Origin of the sequence: Streptomyces seoulensis (assembly GCF_022846655.1) — a bacterium.
Classification (GTDB): Bacteria; Actinomycetota; Actinomycetes; order Streptomycetales; family Streptomycetaceae; genus Streptomyces.
In genome coordinates, this window is the sequence record NZ_AP025667.1 from 4,073,658 (window position 1) to 4,092,229 (window position 18,572).

Genomic DNA, 18,572 nt, shown 5'->3' on the forward strand with positions numbered 1-18,572 from the left:
CACGCCCGCGCCGAGGCCACGCCGGCAGGCGTCCTCGTCACGGACCGGATCACCCCGCGTTGCGCACTCGTGCCGACGGCAGGCTCACACCGCAGGCCGGCGGCGCACGTCGCACGGGTCCCAGTCGCGGTGCCAGAGGGCTTCGAGGCCATGTTCGTGGAGATACCGCATCTCGATGTCGTGGAGGGGGTACAGGCCCACGATGTCGATGAGGTCGTGGCCCTCATGGCCGACGGCGCTCACGTCGAGGCCGGTGCAGTCGGCCGGGTCGGGAAGGGCGGGAGCGAAGACGCAGAAGGCCGTCATCTCCGATTCCGGAGTGACCCGTTCACCGAGGTCGATCGTGTCGCCGAAGGCGAAGGTGCAGGTGCCACGCATCCCGTCGGCTATGAAGCTCAGGGCCTCGGCCCAGACGACGTCGTCCGAGCGGACGCTGATGTGGAGTTCGGGGGTGCTCTCCCGCCATGCGGGGTGCTCGGCCAGGGAGACTCCGTAGGTGAACGCGGTCAGCATTCCTTCGGAGAGGCCCTCGTAGACGAGGGTCGTCACTCCGGGCAGAGCTGGCGACGAGGACTCCTGGGAGTAGAACTGGGCCTCGGCGCCGCCGGAGAGACGGTCGAGATGGGCGAGGTACTTCTCCGCGCGGCTGTCCACGGGCCCAGAATGCAACATGGCTCGACGGAGCCTTCCGGCGGGCCCACTCCGGCCCGCTGCAACCCATGCGACGGCCCAGGGCAGACCACGGCCTCCCGCCCCCGGCGACGCCTCACTCGGAGCCCTCCTCGCCCCCCGCCGTATCCACCTCGGCCCAGATCGTCTTCCCGCCCCCGCTCTCGTACCGCGTCCCCCAGCGGTCCGCGAGTTGGGAGACGATGAACAGGCCACGGCCTCCCTCGTCGCCTTCCTGTGCGTGGCGTAGCAGGGGGGCGTTGCCGCCGCCGTCGGAGACCTCGATGGTGAGGGCCTGGTCGAAGATGAGGCGGAGGCGGGCGGGAGGGGCGCCGTGGCGGACGGCGTTGCCCGCGAACTCGCTGACGATGAGCTGGCCGTTGAAGCGGGTCTCCTCGTCCAGCCCCCACTCGCGCAGGTGTTGCTCGCAGCAGGCGCGGGCGGCCTCCGCCGCCTGGGGTCCGTCGGGCAGCGAGAGGGTCGCCACGCGCTCGCCGGGGAAGGCCATGACCCGGCAGACCAGCACCTGCGCCTCGATCGCGCGCGGGTGGGAGGTGAGCAGGGCGGCCAGTTCGTCGCAGAGGGCCCGCGGGTCCACGCCGTCGGAACCGGGGAGCCGGTCCAGGGCCTTTCGCAGCAGGCCGGGGACGGCGCCGGGGTCGTCGGTGAGTCCGGGGGTGTGCAGGATCAGCAGCGAATCGGGCGGGACGGCGGCGGTGACGGACGGGATCGGTTCGGCCGGTCCGCCGAGGCAGGGGCCCTCGGGGGTGGCGATGGTGTCGACGGTGCGGTCGGGGCGGACGAGGACGACCTCGGGCCCGCCCGCCCGCGCGACGGTGACCTCGCACGACAGCGGGTCCCACTCGGCGTACGTGCACCCGGCCCGCAACGGGGTCCGCGCCGTCTTCTCCTCGCGCTGCGCAGCGCTCCGGTCGCGGGCCAGGGTGGCGGTGGTACGGCTCAGCCGAGCCAGCAGCTCCCCCGGCTGGAGGTCGAGCGTGGCGAGGGAGCGGCCGGCCGTCCTCAGCTCGCCCATGGTGGTGGCCGTCCGTACGCCGAACCCGGTGACCTGACCGACGGCGAGCCCGGTACGGGCCCCCGACAGCGGCATCACGTCGAACCAGCCGCCCCCGCTCTCCTCCCCCGGCAGCCGGAGGTCCGCGATGTCGAGCGCGGCCCCGGTCGGCGGGTGCCTCGGAAGCAGCGAGTGCTGGATGGCCAGCGCGATGGTGTGCTCGCGGTGGAAACTCCGGGCGTGGTCCAGGCACCGCGCGGTGTGCGCGCAGACCTTCTCCACGAGGGCGATGTCCTCGCGGGAGAACGGGGCCGGTGTCTCGCCCCGGTAGAGAAGCAGCATGCCGAGTACGGTCCCCTGGCGCGTGATCGGGGCGGCGAGCAGCGCGTGCGCTCCGGCCTCCCGCAGCAGCCGTCCGATCGCGGGCTCGGAGTCCAGCCAGCGGGTGTCGGCCACGAGGTCGGTGGCCCGCGGCGCCCGGGCGGCCAGGAGCGGGGCGAAGGGCCGCTGGTCCGCGGGCCAGACGTGGCCGTTCCCGGCAGCGCCGCTGCACGCGATCGGGCACAGCGGTTCGAGGTGGTGCCGGGCCAGCGGCGGGGGTTCGCCCTGGGTGAGGTGTTCGGCGAGGGCGATGACCACGGTGTCGGCGGCGGAGGGGACGAGCGCCTCGGCCAGCTCGGTGCAGGTGGTGTCGTGGTCGAGGGTGTCCCCCACCTCGTTCTGGATGGCCGCCAGTCGCCGCAGCGGGTCGGCGCCGGAGTCGTCCGCCTCGTCGGGGGTGACGTCGGCGATGGTGCAGATGAGCCCGGAACCCTCCTTGTCGGGGGCCATCGGGAAGAGCGAGAGGGACAGGGTCCTGGAGCCCCCGTGGAGGTTCTGGCGGGTGCGCACCAGCCGGTTCAGGGAGGCGACGCCGCTGGTACGCACCTCGCGCGCGTGTTCCGTCTCGGCCTCGGGGTCGCGTAGCGGAAGCACGTCGGTGAGCACCTGGCCGGTGGGGTCGGTGCCGGACAGCAGGCGGTGCGCGGACTCGTTGCAGTCGGTGACGCGCAGCTCGTCGTCGAGGACGCAGATCGCCAGGGGCGAGACGGCCAGGGCCTCGCAGGCCACGCGCATGGCCTCGGGGCAGGTCTCAAGGGTCCGCTCGCGTCGGGCGTCGCCTTCCATGGCACCTCCCCAACCAGCATGCGCAACACGCTGGCGGGGCGCATTCCGGGGGCATGACTCCGCCCCGGCGATCACCTTCGCCGGGGCGGAACCGCGTCCGGATCAGGCCGTGCGGCGGCGGATGACACGAAAGGCGGTCAGGGTCAGCAGGGCCGCGGCCGCGAGGACCAGGGCGCTGGAGGCGAGCTGGTACGGCCAGTAGTCGCCGGGGGTGAGGGCGTTGGTGAGGTAGGCGTCCTGGGGCAGGGCGTCGTAGAACATGAGGCCGAATACGCCGCCGGGGTGGAATCCGTGGACCTTGGAGAGGACCGGGAGGTCGAGCAGCAGCATCGCGCGGGAGCGGACGAGTACGGCGGCCACCAGCCAGGTCAGCAGCGGGGCGGCGAGAAGGGTGGGCCAGAGGCGGCGCAGATACGTGCCGGTCAGGGCACCGGCCGCGACGCCGAGGAGGACGTACGCGACGGTGACGGGGCCGATCGTGTAGTACGCGTTCTGCCGCTCGGCCCCGTAGGTGAGCAGGTTGAGGCCGAAGGCGTGCACGACGCTCATCCGGTACAGCGCCACCAGCGGGACGGTCAGCACCACGAAGATCGCCGCCAGGGTCGCCCAGCGGACGCCGAACCAGCGCCGGGGGGTGACCGTCTGGGTGAGGGCGAGGACCACACGCCGGGTCTCCCATTCACGTGCGGTCAGCACACCGGTGAGGAGCGCGGCGGCCAGGGCCGGCTGGAAGGCGAGCATGGCGCCGTCGTCCATGAGTTTCGCCGTCATGGTGTGGGCGTCATCCGCATAGCGCCCGAAGTGGTACGCCTCGCTGCCGACGTGGTTCCGCAGCGCGACGGCGTCGGCCCAGCCGTAGTAGTGGTACACGACCTGGACGCCGATGCGCAGGGCCAGCAGCAGGAGGATCGCACCGGCGACCCGGTACTGGCGCAGGGCGATCGCCGCGAGGGGCCGGAGACGGCCGGGCCGGGGAGACGTCGGGGCGGCGGCGATGGCGGCGCTCATGCGGCGGTGTCCTTGCGAGGCGGTATCGAGGCGGGAAGGGACGAGCCGGTGAGGTGGGCGAGCACCAGCTCCTCCACGGAGGGTGACCGCACCTCCCAGTCGGCGGGGAGCGGCCCCGCGCGGCGGATCAGGGCGGTGTTGCCGCGCCCGGCGGGACGGGACTCGACGACGGCATGACCGGCGAGCTGCTCGGCGCCGCCCGCGAAGGCCACCACGGCATGGGCGTCGGTCAGTTCGTCCATGTCGCCGCACAGCCGGGTCGTACCCGCGTCGAGCAGCAGCAGGTGGTCGCAGACGTCGGTCAGCTCGGACAGGATGTGCGAGGACATGATCACCGTGGCGCCGGTGTCGGCGACGTGCGCCATGAGCAGGCCCATCAGTTCCTGCCGGGCGAGCACGTCCAGGTCCGCCATCGGCTCGTCGAGCAGCAGCAGGTCGGCCCGCTTGCCGAGGGCGAGGGCCAGGGCGATCCGGGTGCGCTCGCCGCCGGACAGGTTGCCGATACGGTCGCCCTTGCCGAAGCGGGAGGGGTCGGCGAACCGCTCCGCCAGTTCCGCGTCCCAGTTGCCCTCGTTGAGCCGCGCGCCCAGGCGCAGCGTCTCGGCGACGGTGAACCGGGGGAACAGCGGCCGGTCCTGCGCCAGGTAGGAGACCTGTGGATTGCCGACGCGGGTGGGCCGGCCGAAGACCTCCACGCTGCCGGAGGTGGGACGCCGCAGCCCGGCCGCCAGTTCCAGCAGGGTCGACTTGCCCGCGCCGTTCGGTCCGACGAGCGCGCAGACGACCCCGGCGGGGACGGCGAAGGTGCAGCCGCCGAGCGCGTCCGGACCACTGCGCCGGTATCTCCTGGTGACGCCGTCCGCGGCGAGCGCCGCTTCAGGACTGCTGGTGGGGAACGACATCGGGTTCCTTCGATGAGTACTTCGACGAGTAGAGGTCTTCGAGGACGGCGGTGAACAGCGCGGCGAGGTCCTCGCGCTCCAGCCCCGCCGCACGGGCCCGCCCGGCCACCTCCGCCAGCTCCGCCCGCCAGGGTGAGTCGCCGGAGGAGGCGCCCAGCGTGCCGGTGATGAACGTCCCGTGCCTGCGCCGAGTCTCGACCAGGCCCTGGGACTCCAGCTCGCGGTACGCCTTGAGCACGGTGTTCGGGTTGAGCGCGGTCGCCTCCACGACCGCACGCGCGGTCGGCAGACGGTCACCGGGTTCCAACTGGCCCAGCCGGAGCGCCTGTTGGACCTGCTGGACGATCTGGACGTAGCTGGGTACCCCACTGGACCGGTCGATCCGGAAGGCGAACGCCACGAGTGAACCCCGCTTTCAACCAATGAACTAGTGGAATGATGCATTGAGTGTTCCGGGCACGTCAAGGCCCGTCTTGACGGCGATGCGCCGGGCCCCTGAATGGGTGGGTGCGCTCGCCCGCGGCATGGCCTTGGGGAAGGGTGGGCGGGGCCGAGTGTCACCGCGAGGGAGTCGCCGCATGGCCGGGAGCAGCGCCGCAGAACCCAGTATCAGCAGGGGCAACGCCGAGATCGGCGAGCGCTGTCCCCTCGACGACACGCGGGACTTCGAGGACGTGCGCCGGGGCTTCGTCGGCACCGCCGAGGAGACCGTGGTGCGCGGCGACGACGGCGAGGTGTGGGACCTGGAGGCGTACGGGTTCCTCGACCGGGACTGCCCGCCCACCGCCAACCCCAGCCTGTGGCGCCAGAGCCGGCTGGCGGCCCAGCACGGCCTGTTCGAGGTGACCGAGGGCGTTTACCAGGTCCGGGGCTTCGACCTGTCCAACATGACGATCGTCGAGGGCGACAGGGGGGTGCTGGTGATCGACCCCCTCATCAGTACGGAGACGGCCGCGGCGGCGCTCGCGCTGTACCGCCGTCACCGCGGGGACCGTCCGGTCACCGGTGTGCTGTACACACATAGCCACGTCGACCACTTCGGGGGCGTCCGGGGTGTGCTCAGCGACGAGGACGTGGCCGCCGGGGTACCGGTCATCGCCCCCAAGGGCTTCCTGGAGCACGCGGTCAGCGAGAACGTCTACGCCGGTACGGCCATGGGGCGCCGGGCCGCCTACATGTACGGGGCCGCCCTGCCCACCGGTGAGCGCGGGCAGATCGGCGCCGGGCTCGGGCAGACCACGTCCACCGGAACGGTCACCTTGATCCCGCCCACCCTGTATGTCACGCACACCGGGCAGACCGAATCGGTGGATGGCATCCCTATGGTCTTCCAGCTCACGCCGGGCACCGAGGCCCCGGCCGAGCTGAACATCCACTTCCCTGACCGCGCGGCGCTGTGCATGGCGGAGAACGCCACCCACAACCTGCATAACCTGCTCACCCTGCGCGGTGCCCAGGTGCGCAACCCACATGTGTGGGCGCACTACCTCACCGAGGCGATCCAGTTGTTCGCCCCACATGTGGACGTGGCCTTCGCCTCCCACCACTGGCCGACGTGGGGACGGGACCGCGTCCTCACGTTCCTGTCCGAACAGCGGGACCTGTACGCCTACCTGCACGACCAGACCCTGCGCATGCTCAACGAGGGCATGACACCGCTGGAGATCGCCGAGGCCATGCGGATGCCCCCGGCCCTGGAACGCGCCTGGCACACCCATGGCTACTACGGGTCGGTCAGCCACAACGCCAAGGCGGTCTACCAGCACTATCTCGGCTGGTTCGACGGCAACCCCGCCCACCTGTGGGAGCACCCCCCGGTAGAGGCCGCCACCCGTTACGTCGATTTCATGGGCGGCGCCAACACCGTGCTGCGCCGCGCCCGCGAGTCCTACGCTTCAGGTGACTTCCGCTGGGTCGTCCAGGTCGTCAACCACGTCCTCTTCGCCGACCCCGACAACGCCGAGGCACGTGCCCTCCAGGCGGACGCCCTCGAACAGCTCGGCTACGGCAGTGAGAACGGCACCTGGCGCAACTTCTACCTCACCGGTGCCCTCGAACTCCGCGAAGGCCCCGTCGGCACCCCCACGGTGGCCGCCTCCCCCGACATCATGCGCGCGCTTCCCCTGAGCCAGCTCCTCGACTCCCTCGCGATCCGGGTCGACGGCCCGCGAAGCTGGGACGCCGATTTGGCCATCCGGTTCCGGCTGAGCGACGGCGACCCGGTATCCCTCCGCCTGCGCAACGGCGTCCTGATCCACACCGCCGGCACGACGCCCGGCGAGCGGGCCCCCGACACGGAGATCACCCTCTCGGAGACCGACCTCCGGGCGCTCCTCCTCGGGGCCGCGTCCCTGACCGACCTCGCCGCCGATGGCCGCGCCGAGACCACCGGCGACCCGGACAAGCCGGCTGAGCTGTTCAGCTACCTCAGCGCGCCGGACCCGGACTTCGCCATCGTGACGCCGTGAGCGGAGTGCCGTCCGCGGTGAACGCGTGGTGGAAGGTGAAGGCGTGCGGCGAGGAGCCGTGGTCCTGGAGGTGTTCCAGTGCGGAGACCCCCTCCTGCCAGGTGGGCGTCACGTCGTCGGAGACCCACCAGAGGACGTAGTTCGGGTGCCCCGTCCTCTCGAACCAGTCGTAACGCCTGTTCAGGGCCTCGCGGTGCAGGCCGGCATAGATGGCGTCGAAGGCGGGGCGCAGGTCGGTCCAGAGGGAGAGGGTGGCGGCGAGGGCGGTGGTCTCCGCCGTACGGCCCTTGGCGTACCAGGCCGGTACGGCGAACTCTCCCCACGCACCCCAGTCCGCGCCGAACAGCTCTCCCTGGTCGCCGTCCGCCGGTTCGGCATGAGCGAGGTATCCGGGGTGCCGGCTGATCTTCCGGTAGACGGCCGCACCGATGTCGTAGAACTCGCGCGTGAGTGGTGCGGGGTCGGCGAGAGGTGACTTCAGAACGCCGAATGTGTACAGGGCTAGCTGGGGCATGCGTCTCTCCCTGGGCCGAAGACCAGGTGAAGGTAGCGGCCGCTGCGGACCCTGTCGAAGTTGCGTTTTCCCGGCCCAAGTGGCCTGCTAGCGGCGTCGGTTCAGCACCCCGACGAGCTTCGCCAGATCCGCCGCCCCCTCCGCGTCATCCGCGTACCGGGTGACCTGGAGGGGCCCGACCTCCGGGAGGACGACGCCCTCTCGGGCCAGGACGTGGACCAGGGTCAGCAGGGCCGCGCGGGCGTTGCCGTCGGCGAAGGGGTGGAAGAAGGCCACGTCGAGGTACGCACGGGCCGCGCGGGCCGACAGCGGAAGCTCCGAGGTGGTCGCCTCGCGCAGGCAAGCGTCGAAGTCGGCCCGGGTGTGCGCGGTCAGGGCGTACCGCTCGCGGCCACCCTTCGCGTAGGCGTCTCCCAAGCGGAACGGCGCTTCCCCGCCCAGGACTTCACGCTGCCACCCCGACAACAGTGTGAAGTCGAGCGGAGCACCCCGCACCGCATCGGCTCGCGCCAAGGCGTACGCGGCCAGCAGACACTCCGCCCGGCCGGAGTCCCGTAGCCGGACCGGACCTGCACACCACGCCCGGAACCCGTCAGTCACGGGCAACCTCCTTCGCAGGGACGGCGCTTGATCCCACGCCGCCTCTTTCCGCACCCGCAGCCACATCGCCAGACTGTCAGCCCCGGTCATGGAAGTTCTCCAGCTCCTCCCGCTCCCGGTGATCCCGGTAGGGCGCATGGCCGGTCAGGTCGACGGCCAAGTCCTCGCCGACGGACTCGATCACCGCCCGCCCGGGATCGGTCCAGCTCTTGAACCGCCCTCCGATCGCCCGTTCCACCGCCTGGTCGGCCTCGGCCCAGTCCATGCCCATGGAGGTGAGGAACCAGCCGAGGCTCCGCGCGGCCTGCCCGTACCAGCCACCCTCCGCGCCCGAGTCCAGGGCCATGGTCACCAGCCGGACGCTCGCCCGCTCCAGGTGCCAACTCCGTTCCTCGGGAGAGATGTTCGGCGGCGGAGCCAACTCCCCGAACCGCCGGGCCATCGCCTCGAGCCACCGGCGCCACTCCAGCAGTGCGCCCACGACGCGGGTCGCGGTCTCGTCCGGGGTCGTCACCGAGCTGGTGGGGGTGACCCAGCTACCGATGGGGCCGCCGTACCGGTAGCACCAGTCCCACCCCTCGGCCCAAATCCCGTAGCGGTCACGGACGATGGCGTCGATCTGGCGCGCGCACCATCGTTCCGCCTCCCAGAGCCCCACTCTCCCGGAGAGCACAGGCGGCACCCATTCCCGTACCAGCGCGCGGAGTTGGGCCTCCTCGTCCGCGTCCCAGACGAACGGGTGACGCGCCGGATCGAAGTCGGCCCAGTTCCGCATGCTCGTGGGGGGCGGTACCAGGTTCTCGGGGAAGGGCAGGGTGTCCCGGTTGTACGTCAGCGTCGGCCCGCTTTCTCTGTGCACTGCGATCAACGCACCAGTCTCGGCCAGGGCCATCGGGTTGGCGAACACTTATTCGCGTCTGACAACCTTCGGATGACCCTTGAGCCCATATAGCCGACCGGGACATCCCCCGGCCGACGCCCTGCGCCACGCTGGTGGTGCGGGCCGGGCCGAGATTCACCGGGAGGAAGCCATGGGCGGGGCACGAAGGGCGTGGTTCCGGGCGGGCCTCGCCGCCCGGCTGCTCGCGCGGTGCGCCGTGGTGGCGGCGATCGGCGCCGTGGCGGTGCTGCTGCTCGCGCTGGGCAGGGGCGGTCTGCTCGTGGCCGTGGCCGGGGCCCTCGGGCTGGTGCTCTGCGCCGCCGGTGTCTGGTGGTTCGTGGCCCGGCGCGGTGTGGTGCGGCTGCTCGGGGCGGTCGTGGCCGTCGCGGCGCCGGTCGGCGTCCTGGTGTTCTTCGCGCAGAGCGGACTGTGGGTGATCGCGCTGATCTCCGGCCTGTGCTGGGTGGTGGCAGGGTTCAGCGGCCGCGCCGCGCTGCGCAGGGCGCGGCCGCCCCGGTCGCAGCGGCCCACCCGCGCGCATCGGCCGAGACGTCCGGTGCTGATCATGAATCCGCGGTCCGGCGGCGGTAAGGTCGGCCGCTTCGCCCTCGTGGAGCGGGCGGAGCGACTGGGCGCGCGGGTGATCCTGCTGGACCCCTCCGACCCGGCCGACGTGGGCAAGCTGGCCCGCGAGGCCGTGGACGACGGCGCCGACCTGCTCGGTGTCGCGGGCGGCGACGGCACCCAGGCGCTGGTCGCGGCCGTCGCCGCCGAGCACGGTCTGCCGTTCCTCGTGATCTCCGCGGGCACCCGCAACCACTTCGCCATGGACCTCGGCCTCGACCGCGCCGACCCGGCCCGCTGCCTCGACGCCCTGACCGACGGCGAGGAGGTCCGCGTCGACCTCGGCGACGTCTCCGGCCGCCCGTTCGTCAACACGGTGTCCTTCGGCGTGTACGCGGACATCGTGCAGAGCCCCGAGTACCGCGACAACAAGACCGGCACCGCCCTGAACCTGATGCCGGACCTGCTGGCCAGGGAGGGCGTACAGCGGCTCGACGCACGGGTGGACGGCACCACCCTCTCCGACCAGCAGGCGCTGCTGGTCAGCAACAACCCGTACGTCTCCCCCGACGAGCTGAGCGGCGGCGGCCGCAGGCCCAGGCTCGACACCGGTGAGCTGGGCGTGATCGGGATCCGGGTGGAGAACGCGGCACAGGCGGCGGAGCTGGCCGTACGGGGCTCGCAGGCGCCGGGGCTCACCGTGACGACCGCGCGGCAGGTCCGGGTGACGGCCGGGGAGCCGCAGATCCCGGTGGCGGTGGACGGGGAGGCTCTTTGGCTGCGCACTCCGGTCGAGTGCTCGGTACGGCCCGGTGCGCTGCGGGTGCTGCTGCCGCGCGACCGCCCCGGCGTACCGCCTCCCGCGCCGCCCGTCGACTGGCGCGAACTGCTCGACCTCGCGTTCGGCCCCGCCGAGCGGACAGCACCGGGAGACAAACGTGCCTGACCGCAGCACCGTCCCCGCCGACCTGCGTGCGGTCGACGGAGCGCTGTACGCCGCCGTGGCCGCCACGCCCACACCCGCGCTGGACCTCGCGCTGCGGAGGCTGTCGCACGCGGCCGACCACTCGAAGATCTCGCTCGGCGTCGCGGCGGGCCTCGCCCTGCTGCCGGGCCGGCCCCGCCGCGCGGCACTGGCCGGGGTCGCCTCGGTCGCGCTGGCGTCGGCGGCGGCGAACCTGTTCGGCAAGCGGATGGTGCGCCGCCACCGCCCCGATCGGGAGGAGGCCCAGGTGGCGGTGGCCCGGCACGTGCGCATGCCCGAGTCGGCGTCCTTCCCGTCCGGCCACACGGCCTCGGCAACCGCCTTCGCCACCGCCGTGGGTGTCGTGCTGCCTCCGGCCGCGGTCCCGCTGGGCTCCTTGGCGGTCGCCGTCGGCTACTCCCGCGTCCACACCGGGGTGCACTATCCGGGCGATGTCGCGGCGGGCGCGGTGCTGGGGTTCGCGGCGGCCGCGGTGTCGCTGGCCGTGGTGCGGGGGCTGGGCTGAGGGGCGGGTTGGCCCACATGCGGTGAGGCCATGTGTGGTGAGGCCACGTGTGGTGCGGTCACATGTGGTGCGGTCACATGTGGGCGCAGCACACCCTCAACACACAGTCAGCAGATGATTCTTGTTGATCACCTCAAGGGACAGCGTGCGATAGCCGACCGTCTCGAACAGCACCGTCACACGCTCGTCCTCCTCGCTCATGACCGACCCCTGCCCCCACTGCTCGTGCCGTACGAGGGTGCCGGGCGGGAAGGGATGCTCCTCCCCCACGGGCGCCGAAGACGCCGGCTCGGGTATCGGCCCACCCGTACCGGCCAGCACAGCGGGCCCGCCCTCCGCGCCACCCTCCTCCGCCAGTTCCGCCGCCTCGCACCGGTCGCACGCGCCGCAGGACTCGTCCTGGTCGCCGCCCTGGCCGAAGTAGCCGAGCAGGAACCGACGCCGGCAGCCGGTGGCCTCCGCGTAGCCCCGCATCATGTCGACGCGGGAGCGCTCCAATTGCTGGTGAGCGTCGCCCAGTTCGATCGCCTGCTGGGCGGCGGCGGCCGGGCCGACCGTGCCGGTCGCCTCCAGGTCGCCGTCCTCGGTGGTGTGGACGGCGTCGACCTGCTCCAGGAGGTTGACGACGGCCGTCAGGCGGCTGGCCGTCAGATGGGTCTCGTCGCGCAGCTCGGTCGGCGGGACGGGGCCGTCGTGTTCCTCCAGGGTGCTCACGACCTGGGTGACGGTGTCCGGGTCCGGGCGGCCCGCCGCGAAGAAGCGCTGCATGCCGAGGTCCTGGGGCCGGTAGGCGAGTATCGCGCGGGCCTCCTCGCCGTCGCGGCCGGCGCGGCCGATCTCCTGGTAGTAGGCGTCCAGGGAGCCGGGCACGGAGGCGTGCAGCACGAAGCGTACGTCCGGCTTGTCGATGCCCATCCCGAAGGCGGAGGTCGCCACGACCACGTCCAGCTCGCCGGCCATGAAGCGGTCGTGCACACCGCCCCGCTCCTGCGCGGGCAGCCCCGCGTGGTACGCCGCCGCGTCCAGCCCGAGCAGGCTCAGTTCTTCGGCGTACTCCTCGGCCTCGCGGCGGGTGCCCGCGTACACGAGGCCGGGCTTGGACTCCGCGGCGGCGCGCTCGACGACAGCCCGCTTCTTGACCTCGGCGTCCTGGAAGGGGATGACCTCCAGGTGGATGTTGGGGCGGTCGAAGCCGGTGACGACCTCGCGCACGTCGCGCATGCCGAGCTGCGTGATGATGTCGGCCCGTACGGGGGCGGCGGCGCTGGCGGTCAGGGCCAGTACGGGGGGCCGGCCGATCCGCTCGACGACCTGTCCGAGCCGCAGGTAGTCGGGGCGGAAGTCGTGCCCCCACGACGACACGCACTGGGCCTCGTCGACCACGAACAGGGCGGGCTCCGCGGCCGCGAGCTGCTCGACCACCTCGTCCTTCGCGAGCTGCTCGGGGGCCAGGAACAGGAAGTCGACGTCACCCTCGCTGATCCGGTCCCAGACCGCCGCGTTCTCGCTTCCGCTCTGGGACGAGTTCACGGCGGCGGCCTCCGCGCCCTCCCGGCGCAGCAGCCCCTGGACCTGATCCCGCTGCAGCGCGACGAGCGGCGACACCACGACGGTCGGCCCCGGCAGCAGCAGCCCCGGCACCTGGTACACGGCCGACTTCCCGGCCCCGGTGGGCATCACGACCAGCGTGTCCCGCCGCCCCATCACCGCCTCCATCGCCACCACCTGCTCCGGCCGCAACTCCTCCCATCCGAAGACGTCCAACGCACTCTTCCGCAGGCGCTCGGCCGACGCGGTGGTCATCATGGTCCCCCTGTGTTCCGGGCTCTGGCCAGTCACCAGAATCGGCGCCCTGGGCTGCCGACCCGGTACCCCGGTGACGGCGGAGTAGCGCGCCGGGGGGTCGGCAATCGGTGTTCGGGACACTTCGCGTGGGGGGGGGGGGGGGGGGGGACCGGACCCGCCGCTTCTTCTGTCGGGCAGGTACTGGCCGACTGTCACACTCGGCCGATGAGCATGAAGAGTCAGCACGGGCGTTCCGTTGATCCGGAAGAGCTGCTGCTGCGGACAGACTGGAGTTCGGTCGAGCACTGCTGTCCGAACGTCGCGCCGACGACGCCTGCGATCTTGCGGCAACTCCTTGACGAGGATGCGAGCAAGCAAGGCATCGCCCTCCGTGACCTGCGGGAAGCCGTCACGCATTCGAACACCTTCTACAGCGCGACAGCCCCGGCTGCATCGTTCGTGGCGGCCATCCTCGGGCACCCACAGACTCTCGCCGAAGTCACGGACCAGCGACCATGGGAGGTCTCTGACGCGGGTGAGCAACCCCGCTTTCCCCTTCGCGTCGGACTCCTGAACTGGCTCGGCAGCACCGCCTGGGACGCGAACGAAGAGTCAGCTGCCGGATACGAGAAAGATGTCGAAGCGTTCCATGGCCTTCGACAGAGCCTCTACGCAGCCGTTCAGCCCTTCTTCACCGACGCCGATCCAGACATCCGGGACGCCGCCCTGGCCTCTGCACTCCCCCTCCTCGCCTCACCAGAGCTCGCCCACCATGCTGAAGGTCTACGTGCCCACGTGCGGGGGCTCGCCGCCGACAGCGATCCTCACCGGCGGCGAGCGATGGACGCACTCGCCAGTTGGGGCGAGGACATCACCCCCTTCCAGCAGCACGGGCACTCCCCCGCCCAAGTCCCGCTGCACACCGAGGGATTCGCAGACGATCCACCGTTCTGACACCGCCTGTGAGAGGGAACCGGAGAAAGAACGGCAAGCGTCCCCTAAGCGATCAAGCTTGAGAGGACCACACAGTGCGGATCTACATCAGCGCGGATATGGAAGGCGTCACGGGGCTCGTCGACGCCGACGACGTTCAGCCAGGAGGCCGGGACTACGAGCGGGGACGCCTGATGATGGCGGAGGACGTGAACGCAGCCGTCCGTGGGGCCGTCGCCGCTGGCGCCACCGACGTGACCGTCAACGACGCGCACGGTCCGATGCGTAACCTCCTGCCCGAGACCCTGCATCCCGCAGCCCGTCTCATCCGCGGCAAACCCAAGCAGATGCTCATGCTCGAAGGACTCACGACCGAGTACGACGCCGTGATCTGCGTCGGCTACCACTCAAGGGCCGGCGCGCCCGGCGTGCTGAGCCACAGCTTCATGGGCCACGAGATCGAAGACATGTGGCTGGACGGGCGACCGGTGGGCGAGATCGGCCTGGCTAGCGCCGTCGCGGGTGCGATAGGCGTCCCGGTGGCAGCCCTCACCGGAGACGACTGCGCGTGCGCGGAGATGACCGACTGGGATGCCTCGGTCGCCACCGTGGCCGTGAAGTACGCGCGGGACCGGTTCGCGGCAGATCTACGCCCGGCGGACGAGGTTCGCGCAGTCATCGAGGAAACGGTCGCCGCCAGTCTGTCCGCACCGCCGAGGACTTCTGCGGCCACCGCAGACAAGGCGTCCACCCTCACGGTCCGCTGGCAGTCGGCCTCAGTCGCCTCGACGCTCCTGGGAATCCCGGGGGTTGCCTCCATGGACAGCCGCACCGTTCAGACGCAGGGCGCCCTGCCCGACCTGTACCGACTGTTCGGCGTATGGATGCGAGTGGCGTCCTCCCTGACCAACCAGCCACCGTACTGCTGACTCTCGCAAGCAACCATGTCTCCGCAGTCAGGAGCAACGGGACAGCCCTCACTGATCGTTCCGGAACAGGGGTGGGCGACGGTCACTCGTCGTCGAGTCGCTGGAGAACCTGGGTGAAGCCACCCTCGTCGAGCAGGCCGGCGAGCACCTGGGTCATGTTGTCGATGCCGGGATCCCGGACTATCAGTCCGTCAGAACACCAGAAGTAGCGGCCGCCCGACTCCTCACCTGTCCGCTGCCACCTCTTCATGAGGCGCTCGACCTCAGCGAGGGTGAGCACGGTCGCACTCCAGCGGGAACCGTCCGCCGTCAGCCGTACTTCCACGTCGACGTTGCAGACGGCATCGAGATCTTCGCCGGCAGCGGGCAAGAAGGACGCCTCGAACCGAGCGATGCGGACCCGGTACCAGGGTGCATCCCAACCCTGCTCGGTACCCTCGTCTCCCGCATCGCCCACCCGGCGAGTATCTCGATCCACCTCGGCGTGCCGTCTCTGAGGCTCGCCCGATGTACTTGCGCACGCGGGTATACGGCGGGAATAAAATAAAGGCGCCCGCTCTTGAACCGTTCGTGCCGGTCCGGCTCGTCCTCGCGCGGGCCCGTGACCGGCGGGTACGCGTACGACCACGGCCGTCATGCAGAAGGAGCCGGACTTGAGCAGCAGCACCATCTTCACCCCCGTGACCCTCCGGTCGCTGACCATCCCGAACCGTATCTGGATGCCGGCCATGTGCCAGTACAGTGCCGCGCCGGAGGGCGAGACGGTCGGTGCTCCCACGGACTGGCACTTCACGCACCTCGCCGCCCGCGCGGCCGGCGGTGTCGGCCTGATCATCACCGAGGCCACCGCCGTCAGCCCCGAGGGCCGGATCAGCCCGTACGACCTCGGGATCTGGAACGACACCCAGACCGAGGCGTTCAAGCGCGTCACCGCCTTCCTGAAGTCCCAGGGCACGGTCGCGGGTATCCAGTTGGCGCACGCGGGCCGCAAGGCGTCGACCGAGCGCACCTGGGTCGACCGCGGGCGCGCTCTCGCGCCGGACGAGCAGTACGGCTGGCAGCCGGTCGGCCCCAGCGCCGTCCCCTTCGCCGAGACCTCCACCACCCCCCACGAGCTGAGCCGGGAGGAAATCGCGGAGATCGTCCGGCAGTTCGCCGCCGCCGCCGGGCGAGCGCTGGAGGCCGGCTTCGAGGTCGCCGAGATCCACGGCGCCCACGGTTACCTGATCCACCAGTTCCTCTCCCCGCTCAGCAACCACCGCACCGACGAGTACGGCGGCTCGTTCGAGAACCGCACCCGCTTCGCCCTGGAGGTCGTCGACGCGATCCGCGCCGTCTGGCCCGAGGAGCTGCCCCTGTTCTTCCGTGTCTCCGCCACCGACTGGGTCGACGAGAACCCGGACGACGACCGCACCGGCTGGACCGCCGAGGACACCGTCCGCCTGGCCAAGGACCTCGGGGCGCGCGGCGTGGACCTGATCGACGTGTCCACCGGGGGCAACGTCCCCGACGCGAAGATCGTCGCCGGTCCCGGCTACCAGGTCCCCTTCGCCGAGCGGGTCCGCGAGACGGGCATGCCCACGGCAGCGGTCGGCATGATCACGGACCCGGCCCAGGCCCAGGAGATCGTCACCTCCGGCAAGGCGGACGCGGTGCTGCTCGGCCGCGAGCTGCTGCGCGACCCGTACTGGGCCCGCCACGCCGCCGCCGAACTGGGCGGCGAGGTCGCCACGCCCGTCCAGTACCACCGCGCCTGACACCGGCCCCGCTCGCGGGCGGGGCGTACGCGGCCGGCCCCTCCTACCGGGTCGGCCGCGCCCGTGCCCGGCGGCGTACCGTCCCGACGGTCACCGCTTGACCTTGACACGGTGAGAAGGTGTCCCCTGGGGGCTGGAGGTGGTTTCCATCGATCCGACCTACGGAAGCCCGCGCAACGCACGTGTGGCCGACGCCCTGAGTGCAGAGGACCCGTCGGTGCGGCTCCAGGCCGCCCTGGCGGCCGGCTCGCATCCCGACCCCGGCCACCTGGAGACGCTCATCGAGCGGTGTGCGGTCGAGCCGGACTTCTTCGTACGGGACATGCTGTCCTGGGTGCTGACCCGCCTCCCACCGGAGATCACCCTGCCCCGTATCCGCCGGGAACTAGGCTCCGGGCGCCCCGCAGCCCGCGCCCAGGCGTTGCACACGCTGTCCAAGATCGGTGACCGGAGCGCGTGGGCCTGGATCACGCGCGACATGCTGCGCGACGCCGACGACGAGGTCGCGCGCACCGCGTGGCGCGTCGCGGTCGTCCTCGTGCCCGAGGGCGAGGCGAAGGACCTGGCCCGCGAACTGGTCACCCAGCTCGGCCGGGGCGACCGCGAGGTGCGACTGAGCCTGAGCCAGGCCCTGGTCGCCCTGGGAGATGCCGCCGAGCCCGCCCTCGCCACCGCCGGGGCGCACGCCGACCCGGCCGTGGCCGCCCACGCGCACGCCACCCTGCTCCTCCGGCAGGACCCGGAGACCGGGTTCGACGCTGCCGTCGAGGAGGCGAAGCGGCTCGTCGCGCTCGGTCCGGAGCGAGCCGCCGCCGCGGCGGAAGCCGTGGAGGGCGCGGAGTGCTGATCGGCGAGGTGGCCCGCCGCTCGGGGGTGAGCCCCCGGATGCTCCGGCACTACGACGCCCTCGGGCTCGTACGCCCGACCGGCCGGACCGTCGGCGGCTACCGCGAGTACACCGCCGAGGATGTCCGCAGGGTCTTCCACGTGGAGAGCCTGCGGTCCCTCGGGCTCTCGCTCAAGCAGGTCGGACACGCTCTGGCGGACCCGGAGTTCACCCCGTCCGCGTTGGTCGGCGACCTCATCCGGTGGACGGAGGACCGCCTGGAGCGGGAGCGGGAACTGCTGGAACGGCTCCGTGCGATCGACGCGTCGGCGCCCACCGGCTGGCAGGACGTGCTGCGCATCGTCGAGCTGATGCAGGGGCTCGGCTCGGCCAGTGCCGCGCGCAGGCAGCAGGCCGTCCTCACCCGGCCGGAAGACGCGCCGGTCCACGTCGGGCTGCTGGCCGAGGCGGTCCTTGCCGAGTCCGACCCCAGCGTCGCGGGCGCTCTGTGCTGGGCGCTCGCCCGGTCCGGCGCCGACGCCGTGACGGCGCTGACCGCCGGCCTGGACGCGCCGGACGTCGACGTCCGGCGGCGCGCGGTGCGGGCGATCGCCGAGATGGACGAGTCCCCGCGGGCGACCGAGGCGCTCGCCAAGGCGCTCGACGACCCGGACACGACCGTGCGCGGGCACGCCGCAGTGGTGCTGGGACGGAGTGGCGTGACCGCGGCCGTACCGGCGCTCGTCGGCATGGTGGTCGAGGGCTTCCACGACGTCGACGCGGCGGAGATCCTCGGGACGCTGTCCCGTCGCCCCGATCGCGCGGACCGCGTCCTGACCCTACTGGTCGACGAACTCGCCTCTCCAGCGGCGGACTTCGCGACGCGGGTACGCCTGATCCAGGCGCTGGTCGAGTTGCCGGGTACCGCCGTGCGCGAGGTCCTGCGCCGCCTGACCCACGACGACGACCGCGCCGTCGCCCTGATCGCCTCGGCCTTCGTCACGCTTCTCGACGAGCGCTCTTCGGCCGACCGGGGCGAGGAGGACCTCTGACGGCGTACTGCCG

Annotated in this window: 18 protein-coding genes; 8 read left to right on the forward strand and 10 right to left on the reverse strand. The window is 71.8% G+C overall.

The genetic code is table 11. The features are described 5' to 3' along the window. Positions 1–84 precede the first annotated feature (84 nt). The 5 genes from HEK131_RS18765 to HEK131_RS18785 all read right to left on the reverse strand — a co-directional run bounded on the left by HEK131_RS18765 (position 85) and on the right by HEK131_RS18785 (position 5,161). Positions 85–654 carry a suppressor of fused domain protein gene (locus tag HEK131_RS18765; protein WP_244336252.1) on the reverse strand — a complete coding sequence of 190 codons (570 nt, stop codon included), beginning with the start codon at positions 652–654 and terminating at the stop codon, positions 85–87. Between the two features lie 112 nt (positions 655–766). After that, positions 767–2,851 (reverse strand): ATP-binding SpoIIE family protein phosphatase, encoded by a 2,085-nt coding sequence (locus HEK131_RS18770; RefSeq protein WP_244336253.1) that lies wholly within the window; start codon positions 2,849–2,851, stop codon positions 767–769. A gap of 102 nt (positions 2,852–2,953) precedes the next feature. After that, positions 2,954–3,859 carry a hypothetical protein gene (locus HEK131_RS18775; protein ID WP_244336254.1) on the reverse strand — a complete coding sequence of 302 codons (906 nt, stop codon included), beginning with the start codon at positions 3,857–3,859 and terminating at the stop codon, positions 2,954–2,956. Then, a complete protein-coding gene (locus tag HEK131_RS18780; protein WP_244336255.1) occupies positions 3,856–4,761 on the reverse strand; it encodes an ABC transporter ATP-binding protein in 906 nt (301 codons plus the stop codon). Before HEK131_RS18780 ends, HEK131_RS18775 begins: the two co-directional genes overlap by 4 nt. After that, positions 4,736–5,161 carry a GntR family transcriptional regulator gene (locus tag HEK131_RS18785; protein WP_161146090.1) on the reverse strand — a complete coding sequence of 142 codons (426 nt, stop codon included), beginning with the start codon at positions 5,159–5,161 and terminating at the stop codon, positions 4,736–4,738. Before HEK131_RS18785 ends, HEK131_RS18780 begins: the two co-directional genes overlap by 26 nt. Before the next feature lie 178 nt (positions 5,162–5,339). Here HEK131_RS18785 and HEK131_RS18790 point away from each other — a divergent pair, with 178 nt between their 5' ends. After that, complete coding sequence (locus HEK131_RS18790) at positions 5,340–7,229, forward strand: alkyl/aryl-sulfatase (protein ID WP_244336256.1); 1,890 nt, start codon at positions 5,340–5,342, stop codon at positions 7,227–7,229. Here HEK131_RS18790 and HEK131_RS18795 read toward each other — a convergent pair. The 3 genes from HEK131_RS18795 to HEK131_RS18805 form a co-directional block, all read right to left on the reverse strand. Beyond that, positions 7,189–7,743, reverse strand: coding sequence for a DUF3291 domain-containing protein (locus HEK131_RS18795; protein ID WP_244336257.1), 555 nt, complete (start codon positions 7,741–7,743; stop codon positions 7,189–7,191). The two genes, HEK131_RS18790 and HEK131_RS18795, sit on opposite strands and share 41 nt — an antisense overlap. Positions 7,744–7,830: 87 nt before the next feature. Further along, positions 7,831–8,343, reverse strand: coding sequence for a Fic family protein (locus tag HEK131_RS18800; RefSeq protein ID WP_244336258.1), 513 nt, complete (start codon positions 8,341–8,343; stop codon positions 7,831–7,833). Positions 8,344–8,419: 76 nt separating this feature from the next. Next, positions 8,420–9,202 carry a hypothetical protein gene (locus HEK131_RS18805; RefSeq protein WP_244452066.1) on the reverse strand — a complete coding sequence of 261 codons (783 nt, stop codon included), beginning with the start codon at positions 9,200–9,202 and terminating at the stop codon, positions 8,420–8,422. A gap of 172 nt (positions 9,203–9,374) precedes the next feature. Here HEK131_RS18805 and HEK131_RS18810 point away from each other — a divergent pair, with 172 nt between their 5' ends. Continuing rightward, on the forward strand, positions 9,375–10,733 hold the full coding sequence (locus HEK131_RS18810; RefSeq protein WP_244336259.1) for a diacylglycerol/lipid kinase family protein: 1,359 nt from the start codon (positions 9,375–9,377) through the stop codon (positions 10,731–10,733). After that, complete coding sequence (locus HEK131_RS18815) at positions 10,726–11,277, forward strand: phosphatase PAP2 family protein (protein ID WP_244336260.1); 552 nt, start codon at positions 10,726–10,728, stop codon at positions 11,275–11,277. Before HEK131_RS18810 ends, HEK131_RS18815 begins: the two co-directional genes overlap by 8 nt. A 96-nt stretch (positions 11,278–11,373) precedes the next feature. Here HEK131_RS18815 and HEK131_RS18820 read toward each other — a convergent pair whose 3' ends face one another. Continuing rightward, positions 11,374–13,080 (reverse strand): RecQ family ATP-dependent DNA helicase, encoded by a 1,707-nt coding sequence (locus HEK131_RS18820; RefSeq protein WP_244452067.1) that lies wholly within the window; start codon positions 13,078–13,080, stop codon positions 11,374–11,376. A gap of 207 nt (positions 13,081–13,287) precedes the next feature. Here HEK131_RS18820 and HEK131_RS18825 point away from each other — a divergent pair, with 207 nt between their 5' ends. Then, positions 13,288–14,016 (forward strand): hypothetical protein, encoded by a 729-nt coding sequence (locus tag HEK131_RS18825; protein WP_244336261.1) that lies wholly within the window; start codon positions 13,288–13,290, stop codon positions 14,014–14,016. Between the two features lie 74 nt (positions 14,017–14,090). Further along, entirely contained in the window at positions 14,091–14,924 is an 834-nt protein-coding gene (locus HEK131_RS18830; RefSeq protein ID WP_244336262.1) for a M55 family metallopeptidase, read from the forward strand. A gap of 82 nt (positions 14,925–15,006) precedes the next feature. Here HEK131_RS18830 and HEK131_RS18835 read toward each other — a convergent pair whose 3' ends face one another. Then, positions 15,007–15,381, reverse strand: a complete 375-nt coding sequence (locus HEK131_RS18835) for a hypothetical protein (protein WP_244336263.1) — start codon at positions 15,379–15,381, stop codon at positions 15,007–15,009. A gap of 196 nt (positions 15,382–15,577) precedes the next feature. Here HEK131_RS18835 and HEK131_RS18840 point away from each other — a divergent pair, with 196 nt between their 5' ends. The 3 genes from HEK131_RS18840 (at position 15,578) to HEK131_RS18850 (ending at position 18,559) form a co-directional block, all read left to right on the forward strand. Further along, complete coding sequence (locus HEK131_RS18840; RefSeq protein ID WP_279614260.1) at positions 15,578–16,681, forward strand: NADH:flavin oxidoreductase/NADH oxidase; 1,104 nt, start codon at positions 15,578–15,580, stop codon at positions 16,679–16,681. 133 nt (positions 16,682–16,814) lie between these two features. Beyond that, entirely contained in the window at positions 16,815–17,528 is a 714-nt protein-coding gene (locus HEK131_RS18845; protein WP_432215707.1) for a HEAT repeat domain-containing protein, read from the forward strand. Continuing rightward, a complete protein-coding gene (locus tag HEK131_RS18850) occupies positions 17,522–18,559 on the forward strand; it encodes a HEAT repeat domain-containing protein (protein WP_244336264.1) in 1,038 nt (345 codons plus the stop codon). The genes HEK131_RS18845 and HEK131_RS18850 overlap by 7 nt, the downstream gene beginning before the upstream one ends. The last annotated feature ends 13 nt before the right edge of the window (positions 18,560–18,572 follow it).